Below are 1,906 nucleotides of genomic sequence, written 5' to 3' on the forward strand. Positions count from 1 at the left end.
GATACTGAATCTTGAAAACCGTATGGCTACCGTAGCGATACTCCATCTTTAACAACCCTTGCAAAAGGCTTCAAAGATAAATCTGACCGCCTAAAGGCGGTGGTTTCAACCTTACTTCGGACAATGAACAAGCCAATGAAACCGCGCACCATATTGCTTCGCTGGCTGACAAATCCGATCACATCAACAAGATAACCACCGTTATCAGCAATATTGCAAGCCAAACGAATTTACTCGCATTAAACGCGGCCATTGAAGCGGCTCGAGCCGGAGAACAGGGAAGAGGATTTGCCGTGGTTGCCGATGAAGTGCGCAAGCTTGCACATAAAACGTCAGAAGCAACCAATGAGATTGGCGCTATGCTCAATGAAGTTGAATGCAGCGTACAGTTGGCAAACACCACGATGGGTAACTTAAGCGAAGCAATCGATTTGGGAGCACAACAAACCCGTGCGGTCGGTGAGAAGCTTGAATCCATTTCCCGTTGCGCGACATTCATGCAACAACAGATTCTGGAAATCCAAACTGGAGCCAATAACAATAATAACGAGATCAATCAAATTTCTCAGGCTATCGTTGAAATACAGGGCAACCTGAACTCGATGGAGGATGAAATTGCTTTGGTCTCTCAGCAGGCAACGCGCCTTTCCAGTACAGCCGAAGGCATTTATGTTCTGATTCTGGATTTCGATCCTAAAAGTATACATGCCGAAATGAAAAGCTGCGCTATTGAAACCGCCGCAACAATTGGCCGACTATTTGAAGATTCGATTCGTAATGGAAAAATCACCTTGGCTGATTTATTCGATAAAAACTACCAGCCAATTCCAAACACCAATCCCCAAAAATACAATACTCGTTATGATGGCTTTACTGATCAGGTATTACCGGCATTACAGGAACCGCTGCTGTCAAAATACCCCGAGATCTCTTATGCCGGAGCTGTTGACACCCAAGGGTATTTTCCGACCCATAATAAGAAATTCAGTCAGCCCTTAACGGGCAACCATGAAACAGATCTGGCCAATAACAGAACCAAACGGATTTTTCGCGATCCGACTGGAAGCCGTTGCGGAGCCCATCAAGACCCGTTTTTGCTCCAGACGTATAAAAGAGATACCGGAGAAGTCATGCACGATATTTCCGCGCCCATCATGGTCAATGGCAAACACTGGGGTGGTTTTCGGATCGGCTACCAGTCCTGAACTCGGCCATGTTTCAAGGTCTCCTGTGTTCTGTTACGGCGCTGAAGTCGCTCCGGGCTGGAGTGCTACTGCTGTGCCTGGTTGGGTCGTCGATCGCCATGAGCGAATCGGTCAGCCTAACACTGCCCAATGGTCACGTTGGTGTCGGCGATTATCGCCCCGGTGAGACGGCAAAACCCGCCGTCCTGTTGCTGCACGGATTTCTTCAGACCCACCACTTCGGCATCGTCCAGTCGCTGGCCGACGCACTGAGCAACGCCAACTATCCGGTGCTCACCCCTACCCTAACGCTTGGCATCAACCAAAGACGCCAGAGCCTGCCATGCGATGCGATCCAAAACCACCGACTCGCCGATGGGACGCCGGAACTCGCGGCCTGGGTTCAATGGCTGAAAGCTCGTGGCCACCCAAAGATTGTGGTGGCGGGACACTCCAGTGGCGCAATGCAGGTGCTGCTGTACGCCAATCAGGCGAAGGAAGAACCAGCCCTGGTCGGCGCGGTGCTGATCAGCATGGGGCCTTTCGGTACCTGGATGAACCAGGACACGACTGGTGAGGAACTCCGTCACGCACCAGGGCGAGCGCGTATTAACGCTAGATCTGACATGATGTTGCGGCCCCCTGTTAGCCAATCGCCTTGAGGAGCCTTGAGTGTCCGCCAGCATGATCGAGCATTTTGCCAGCCTTGAAGATCCCCGTAT

The 1,906-nt window shown here is 51.0% G+C and carries 2 protein-coding genes; both read left to right on the forward strand.

The window, feature by feature from the left end:
- The first annotated feature begins 161 nt into the window (after positions 1–161).
- The gene (locus CKO36_RS20015) at positions 162–1,205 is read left to right on the forward strand and encodes a methyl-accepting chemotaxis protein (RefSeq protein WP_242469747.1); all 1,044 of its coding nucleotides are present in this window, start codon (positions 162–164) and stop codon (positions 1,203–1,205) included.
- Positions 1,206–1,213: 8 nt separating this feature from the next.
- Positions 1,214–1,846, forward strand: a complete 633-nt coding sequence (locus CKO36_RS18885; protein WP_200286450.1) for an alpha/beta hydrolase — start codon at positions 1,214–1,216, stop codon at positions 1,844–1,846.
- Positions 1,847–1,906: the final 60 nt, after the last annotated feature.

Source organism: Rhabdochromatium marinum, assembly GCF_016583795.1.
In the GTDB taxonomy this organism is placed as follows: domain Bacteria; phylum Pseudomonadota; class Gammaproteobacteria; order Chromatiales; family Chromatiaceae; genus Rhabdochromatium; species Rhabdochromatium marinum.

Bases quoted from the DNA above. Each gene is read 5' to 3' on its own strand.
- CKO36_RS18885 (WP_200286450.1), top strand. From the start codon at position 1,214: ATGTTTCAAGGTCTCCTGTGTTCTGTTACGGCGCTGAAGTCGCTCCGG.